The organism is Pseudomonadota bacterium (genome assembly GCA_026388255.1).
Classification (GTDB): Bacteria; Desulfobacterota; Syntrophorhabdia; order Syntrophorhabdales; family Syntrophorhabdaceae; genus JAPLKB01.
This window is the reverse complement of sequence record JAPLKC010000135.1, coordinates 8,849-9,202: the sequence shown is the minus strand read 5'-3', so window position 1 is coordinate 9,202 and position 354 is coordinate 8,849. Positions and strand designations below refer to the sequence as shown.

The 354-nt window shown below is 41.8% G+C and carries 1 protein-coding gene; it reads left to right on the top strand.

Annotated elements, in window-relative coordinates; translation table 11 throughout:
* Nucleotides 1–204, top strand: a 204-nt coding sequence (locus NT178_18760) for a GxxExxY protein (GenBank protein MCX5814560.1), incomplete at its 5' end; no start/stop codon positions are given.
* Between the last annotated feature and the right edge of the window lie 150 nt (nt 205–354).

Sequence of the window (354 nt, the reverse complement as noted above, 5' to 3'; positions counted from 1 at the left end):
CTTCTTATCGAAAACACGGTTGTTATAGAACTTAAATCAGTAGAAGAAGTAAAACCTGTTCATAAGAAACAACTTCTTACCTATCTTAGATTGATGGAAAAACCTGTGGGCCTGCTGATCAACTTTAATGAAATAATGCTGAAAAACGGTATTACACGGATAGTTAACAATTACGCACCGACAGGTGCTGTGAGTTTACCCTGATATGGGTATCCTCATATCAGGGTAAGGATAAATTGTTTCAACTCTGCGCTCTCTGCGTACTCGAACGACCGCAAGGGAGTGGGCGAGAGGAAAAAGAATCAAAGGCATTGTCTCTCGCAGAGTTCACAGAGTACGCAGAGAAAGGCAGGT